This is a genomic window from Paenarthrobacter sp. CM16, assembly GCF_013179505.1.
Lineage (GTDB): Bacteria > Actinomycetota > Actinomycetes > Actinomycetales > Micrococcaceae > Arthrobacter.
Window position 1 is genome coordinate 1 of record NZ_JABMCX010000263.1, and the last position, 6,532, is coordinate 6,532.

At 60.8% G+C, this 6,532-nt stretch carries 5 protein-coding genes and 1 pseudogene; 3 read left to right on the top strand and 3 right to left on the bottom strand.

All coding sequences use genetic code 11. From position 1 onward, the window contains the following. The 3 genes from HP499_RS18930 to HP499_RS18940 all read right to left on the bottom strand — a co-directional run. Nucleotides 1-2,258 (bottom strand): glycosyl hydrolase family 32 (locus HP499_RS18930; RefSeq protein WP_375154260.1); only part of this gene is annotated, 2,258 nt, incomplete at its 3' end. A gap of 29 nt (nt 2,259-2,287) precedes the next feature. Then, nucleotides 2,288-3,493, bottom strand: a complete 1,206-nt coding sequence (locus HP499_RS18935) for a NosD domain-containing protein (RefSeq protein ID WP_172325716.1) — start codon at nt 3,491-3,493, stop codon at nt 2,288-2,290. Between the two features lie 72 nt (nt 3,494-3,565). Then, entirely contained in the window at nt 3,566-3,757 is a 192-nt protein-coding gene (locus HP499_RS18940; RefSeq protein WP_172325717.1) for a hypothetical protein, read from the bottom strand. 327 nt (nt 3,758-4,084) lie between these two features. On the opposite strand from HP499_RS18940, the gene HP499_RS18945 reads away from it, so the two are divergent. The 3 genes and pseudogenes from HP499_RS18945 to HP499_RS18955 form a co-directional block, all read left to right on the top strand. Further along, a complete protein-coding gene (locus HP499_RS18945) occupies nt 4,085-5,371 on the top strand; it encodes a sugar ABC transporter substrate-binding protein (RefSeq protein ID WP_172325718.1) in 1,287 nt (428 codons plus the stop codon). Between the two features lie 79 nt (nt 5,372-5,450). Beyond that, nucleotides 5,451-6,338, top strand: a complete 888-nt coding sequence (locus tag HP499_RS18950; protein WP_105692744.1) for a carbohydrate ABC transporter permease — start codon at nt 5,451-5,453, stop codon at nt 6,336-6,338. After that, nucleotides 6,338-6,532, top strand: a pseudogene (locus tag HP499_RS18955) (carbohydrate ABC transporter permease); the annotation flags it as partial. The gene HP499_RS18950 and the pseudogene HP499_RS18955, both read left to right, overlap by 1 nt.

The window sequence follows — 6,532 nt, forward strand, 5'->3', positions numbered from 1 at the left end:
ACCTTGAGTCCGAAGGCGGAGGCCGTTCCTGGCGAGAACTCCGCATCGATCTGGAGCACGTCCCCCGTGATGGGAAGACTGCTGGTACCTGGAGCGATGTCCTGCGCCGGCGCGGTGTAGGCGGCAGCCGTGTCTTTCAGTCCGTCCACTTGCGCTACCACTTTTTGGGTGAGCCGGGGACCTTGGCCGGTCTGAGTGAGCTGGACTTCCCGCGGCAGGGCCATGGAACCCCGCCAGGTGGTTGTTGGCGTGGACTGGCCGTAATCCCAGTTATTCATCCAGCCCAGCATGATCCGTTTTCCGTCAGGGGCGTTGCTGAAGGAAACGGCAGCGTAGTAGTCCCTGCCCCAGTCCAACCAGTCGTGCTGCTCCAGCCGGGTGATATCCGAGGCCACAAATTCGTCGGCGAGGATGTGACCCCATCCGCCACGGTTGTTGTCCACAATCCGAAGGGAGGCCTGGCTGCCTTTCAGCCCGCTCACGTCCCAGGCTCTCCAGTCCAACTGTTCGGAATTCGAGCCCGTGGTGCTGCGGACAGCCTGGCCATTGACCATGAGGTTGACCGTGGTTTCACTGCTTCGCGGTTGCGCCGGCTGTGAGCCAAGGACCATGTTGTCCAACGTCAGGTGCCCCCACTGTCCCGTGGCATTGTCCACGATCCGTAGTCGGGCGACTTGGCCGTAGTACTGGGAGACATCCCAGTTTTTCCAGTTCAGGTCTCCCGAATTGCTGCCGGTGGTGCTGCGGACCGGAACTCCACCCACCAGCAGTTCCACCTGGAGGCTGCCGTCTGTCCGGTTGCCTCCACCCAGCAGGAAACCAATGTTGGTGTTGGTGAGGTAGAACTCCGGTGAGGTGATGGTACCGACGTTGTTATCGGCGTTGGGGCCGCCCTCGAAGGTGTTGATGCGCTTTCCGATTGCATATTCACCGCCCGCAGTGGAGGGGTTCCTGGCGGCCTCAAAATTGCCGGTCAGTTGCCATCCTGCTGCGCTAAGGGTTCCGGGGTAGTCGAAGCCGTCGAACAGGAGATAGCCAGGCGGCGGTGTGTTCCCGGGCTGTTCACCAGCTTGCCGGGGGTGGTTCCCGCCACCGACCAGGAAATTGATGTAATCCTTGGTGACGGTGAAGGGCGCAGATTCCAAGGTGCCGGTGGGGGCATCCCCACCGTTGAACCCGTTGACCAGCCCGGCGCCGATGGACCCCGTGACAGTTTGCTGCCCTGGGAGCGTTCCGGGCGCGGGGCTGCTTCCCCAAGGACCTCCTGGGTTGGCCGGGTCATTGCCCACGTTCCACCCGCTGTAGCTGCCGCCGTTGAAACCGGCGAGCAGATTTCCCGGTGGTGCCACGCCCAAGGGATCCGTGGTTTCGGACGTGAAGCGGGTGCCGTCGAAACTTCCGACGAAGTACTGTCCCCCGCTGCCTCCTGCCACCGCTCCGGGGTTGATGTTGACTGCCAGCACCCATTTGATGTTGTTGGGATTGCCATCCACGGCCAGGGGGAACAGGTCCGGGCATTCCCACTGCCCACCCGTGGCATTGGCTGGTTTGAAATCATCCAGGTAGGTCCAGCTCTTCAGGTCGGTGCTCTTGTAGAAAAGGACCCGGTGCTCGTTGGCTTCCACGGCCGACATCACCCAGTACGAGCCCGCGGCCCCTTGGTACCAGAAGACCTTGGGATCGCGGAAATCCGTAGTGTTCCTGCTCAGCACGGGATTTCCGGAGTACTTGGTCCAAGTTTGGCCGCTGTCCGTGCTGTAGGCCAGGGACTGCGCCTGTTTCCCGGGGTACAGGGGATGATTGCCGGTGTAATTGCTGGTGTAGACGGCAACCAGTGGCGGGTTCTGAGCTGTTCCGAATCCGCTGGTGTTCTGCGAATCCACCACGATGGAACCGGAGAAGATGTCTTCTGTTGCCTGCCCGTTGCCGTTGAACGTCTGGGCAATGGCCAGTGGCTGTTCGGTCCAGTGCAGCAGATCCACAGAGGTCGCGTGGCCCCAGCTCATGTTTCCCCAGGTAGTCCCGTTGGGGTTGTACTGGTAGTACATGTGGTAGGTGCCGTTGTGGTAGACCAACCCGTTGGGATCATTCATCCAATTCTTCAAAGGCGTGTAGTGCAGGGATGGCCGGTATTGCTGGGTGGCGGGGTCGGGATCGGCAGCCTGCGCCGGCGACGCAGTCAAGCCTGCGGCCAACGAAAGAACGACGGCGGCGATCACCTTGGTGATAGCCGGCGCTTTAGTACCTCTGGTCATCATTGACAGACCTTTTCTTCCTCTACGTTGGATCAGGGAGTAGCCCGGAATGAGTAAGAGCTTGTGTAGTGCACAAATTCGCTGGCTCCTCCGCTGTCCATCACTTTGGTCCCGGTGGTGGAACCATCCAGCACCACGGTGTTCGTAGCCACCGAAGAGACGGTATTGTTCGCGGCGATGTAGTTGTTGGCGCCGGATGCCACCAGGATGATGGTGGGCTTCTGGCCTGAGGGCCTCACCGAACCCGAGGGCACGTCGTAGCTGAAGTGGTTGCCAGTGACCGTGTTTCCGCTGCCTGACAGATGCACCAGGCCGAATAGATCATCCAGGCCATTGTTGTACGGCTTCAGGGGGTCGAACGGTTCCATCTGCCGCAGGAAATGGTTTGCTCCCACCAGGTTCTCCGTACAATTGCCCTCGAAATTCACCATGCCCGGGTAGAAGGCATGGAAGCGGTTACTGGTGACGGTCGAACGGGCGGAGTTCTTAAAGTGGACGCTGCTCTTGCCCCGCGGGAAGACGTTGTTGCCACTGACCAGCAAGCCCATATGTCCTTCCGCATAGATGGAGAAACCCACGTAGCCTGCCCCGATCAGGTTGTCCGTGACTTTGGAGGCTTGCCCGGAGCCTGTGAGTTCCACGCAGGAACCGCACTCTGCCAGGAAGTTGCCGCTGACGCTGAGGGCATCGGTGTCCCGGACCACCAGGCCGTGTTCCAGGTACACCATGCCCATGCCTTCCACACGGCAGGAGTCGTTGGCCGAGTCGAACCGAATGCCGGTTTTACCGTTGATGTAGGAGTTCTGGTTGGAGTTGAAGGAGACGCCGTCCAAGCAGAAGTTCTGGAACACGATCGAGCTAAGCCGCGGATCTCCGGACCGGTAGACCCTGAAGGCGTCTGTATTTCCGTCCGTGTTTTCGACGCGGATCCGGCTGCCCCCGGGGTTGATTTCATGCCACGCGGAAGTGTTGCCGGCGTTGTAGCGGATGCTGCTGGACGTGAATCCGTGTCCGGATCCACGGATGGTCAAAAAGCTGATGTCCACGTTGACGCGGGTCTTGAGCGAGTAGTCTCCGGGCGGGATGTAGATGACGGCGCCAGGTTTGGATGCTTGATTGCTTTGTTGGGCTTTCACATCGGCGATGATGCTGTTGATGATCACCCCAATATCGTTGTACGGCCTTGCGGACGGATTCCCGGGGACAGACCAGGTGGTGACGTCGTAGACAGTGGTCACAGCGTTTTCTCCTCACATCGTTGGGGGTATTGCTCGAGTGGCCTTGCGGTGTTGCTGGTGGTGCCTTGGTTGTTAGAGCACACCGATGATGCCTCGGTGCCCTGGAGCTGCCTGGGCCCCTCCCGTAGCAGGCACCTGCTGCGCCGGGCCTTTCGCCATGGCTTCCTTCGCTGACAGCACGACGGCGGTGCCGGCAACTGTCGCCGCTGGAATCAGCCGAAGGATGCTCCTTCGGCTGAGGGATGGGGATGGAGTTGGATCCATGATTCTCCTTTGAACTCGATGGTGATTTGGCGGACCGGCGGCACGGCGGCGCGGCGGCCCGGAAACGGATCAGGGCTGGGAGGTTTGCCAAAAAATGCCAAATCAGCCAAAATATGCCAAAACGATTTGTCGGCTGGCGCGGCCCACTTTATGATCATGTCCTCACCGGCGTCAAGAGGTCCGAAATCTTTTTAGGAAGCCATTGACAGATCTTGTTCCACAGTCCTAATGTCAATGCCAAGTCGTTTTGGCAAAACGATTTTTCAAGCCAACAGCACTCCTTTATCTCTCTGCAATTTCCGTTCAAGAGAAAGTGAGTCGACAGCGATGTCCACTCGAAACACCATCTCCAAGCTCGTCACCCTCGGCGGGCTGTGCACCGCCGTCGCACTCGCTGCCACCGGTTGTGGCGCAGGCGGCCCGGCACCGTCCTCCGGCGGTTCCGCCGGCTCCAGCTCCATCAACGTCCTGGTCGAAGCCGGTGGTCACGCCGAACTCACAGGCGTGGCCGAGCAGTGCAAGAAGGACACTGGAATCGAAGCGAACTTTGTGGAGCTCCCCTACGACGGCATGTTCAACCGCCTGTCCAGCGAGTTCTCCTCGGGCAACGTGTCCTTCGACGTCGCGGCTTTGGACTCGGTCTGGCTGCCGAGCTTCAAGGACGCCGTCCAACCCATCGATGAGCTGTTCACAGACGACGTCAAGAAGGACATCTTCCCCGCGCTCGTCAAGGAAGCAAACGTGGATGGCCACTTCATCGGGCTGCCGGCGTGGACCAACGCCGAGATCATCCTGTACCGCAAAGACCTCTTCGAAGACGCCAAGAACAAGGCCGATTTTCAGGCAAAGTACGGCTACGAACTCGCCGCGCCCACCACGTGGAAGCAGTACCAGGACATTTCCGAGTTCTTCACCAAGGACGGCATGTACGGCACGGACGTGAAGGGCGCCGTGGAAACAGAATGGCTGGCCCACGTGCTCCAGGCCGGCTCCCCCATGGTGCTGGACCAGGACAACAACGTGGTCATCGACAACGCGGCCCACAAGGAAGCCCTCGACTTCTATGTGAGCCTGGCCAAGTCTGCCCCCACCGGCGCCGCACAGGTTGACTGGGCCGCGGCACAGAACCTGTTCAACCAGGGCAAGACAGCCATGACCCGCTTCTGGGCCCATGCCTACCGCCAGATCCCTGCTGATGCTCCCGTGGCAGGAAAAGTAGGCGCCGCAGCGATGATCGGCGGCAGCGCCGGCGTCGCAGGCGTTCCGGGACCCTGGTACCTGTCGGTTCCCAAGGCAACCAAGAACACGGAAGCCGCCAAGAAGTTCGTCAAATGTGCTTATGACTACAACAGCATGGGCATCGACTCCAAGCTCGGCCTGGCTTCACGCATCAGCGCGTTTGAGAAATACCAGGACCAGCCTGGCTACGAAAGCTTCAAGCCGCTGATTGAAACCCTCAACGCTCCGGCAACAGCCACACGGCCGGCAACCGCCAAGTGGCAGCAGATCGTTGACACCGTCCTGATCCCGTTGCTGCAGAAGGCCGTGGCCGGGGGAGACACCTCGGCGCTCCTGGCCGATGCCAAGAAGCAGGTCCAGGACCTCCTGAAGTAAATCTCCGCGGCCGGCACCGGCCCGCGCACAGCGCGAAAGACAGTGCCGGCCGCGGTCCCAACCAGCAGAAAAGAAAACCGTGCGTATCTCCGATCGCCGCTTCGCCCTCTATCTGATGACGCCCGCGGCACTGTTCCTGGCCGTGTTCGTGGCCTATCCCCTCTTCCGCCTGGTGGCTGACAGCTTCTTCAAGATCTCCCCCATCGCCGGCGGCCCCCGTGACTTTGTGGGTTTCCAAAACTACGTCACCGCGTTCACCTCCGAAGCCTTCACCAGCGCCGGATGGCGGACCCTTGCCTACACCTTGGTGGTGGTGACACTCGAGTTCGCACTCGGCTTGGGCATGGCCCTGCTGTTCACCACGCTGGGGAAGAAATCCCAGATCTGGCGGACCGTCTTCCTCTACCCCCTGATGATTGCGCCGATCGTGGCGGGTCTGCTGTGGAAGTTCCTGATGATCGATAACTTCGGCCTCATCGGCACGCTCCTCCACCAAGCCGGCATCCTGTCCGACCCCAACCAGATCGGCTGGCTGTCCGACCCCAACATCGTGTTGTTCTCAGTGGCCATCCCGGACATCTGGCTCACCACCTCCTTCATGTGCCTGGTGCTCTTCGCGGGCCTCCAGAACATCCCGGGCGATCTGATCGAGGCCGCCCGCCTCGATGGGGCACGGGCTCCGGCACTCCTCTTCCGGATCATCCTTCCGCTGCTGCGTCCAGTCATCGCCGTTGCGCTGGTGGTTCGCGGCATTGACGCAGCAAGGGCCTTCGACACCATCCTCATCCAGACCAACGGCGGACCGCAGTCGGCCTCGGAAACCATGAGCCTGCTGATCTACCGGACCATGATCCGTTTCGGCGACCCCGGCCTCGCCAGTGCCATGGGCACCATCTACCTCCTCGCAATGCTTGCCATTGCCTTCGTTGCAGTGGCCACCATCTGGCGGCCTGGAAAGGACAACTGATGAGCAACGCGAGCCTAGCCACCAAAGCCAGCCCGCCGGCGTCGGACATTTCCGAACCACAACCGCTGCGCAAACGGCGCGGGGTCAACCGTGAAGGCCTCGAAGCCGGCAAACGGAGCACCCGCACCATCCTCTGGATCCTGCTGGCGGTAGCCATGGTGCTGTACGGCTTCCCCTTCCTGTATTTGCTGTTC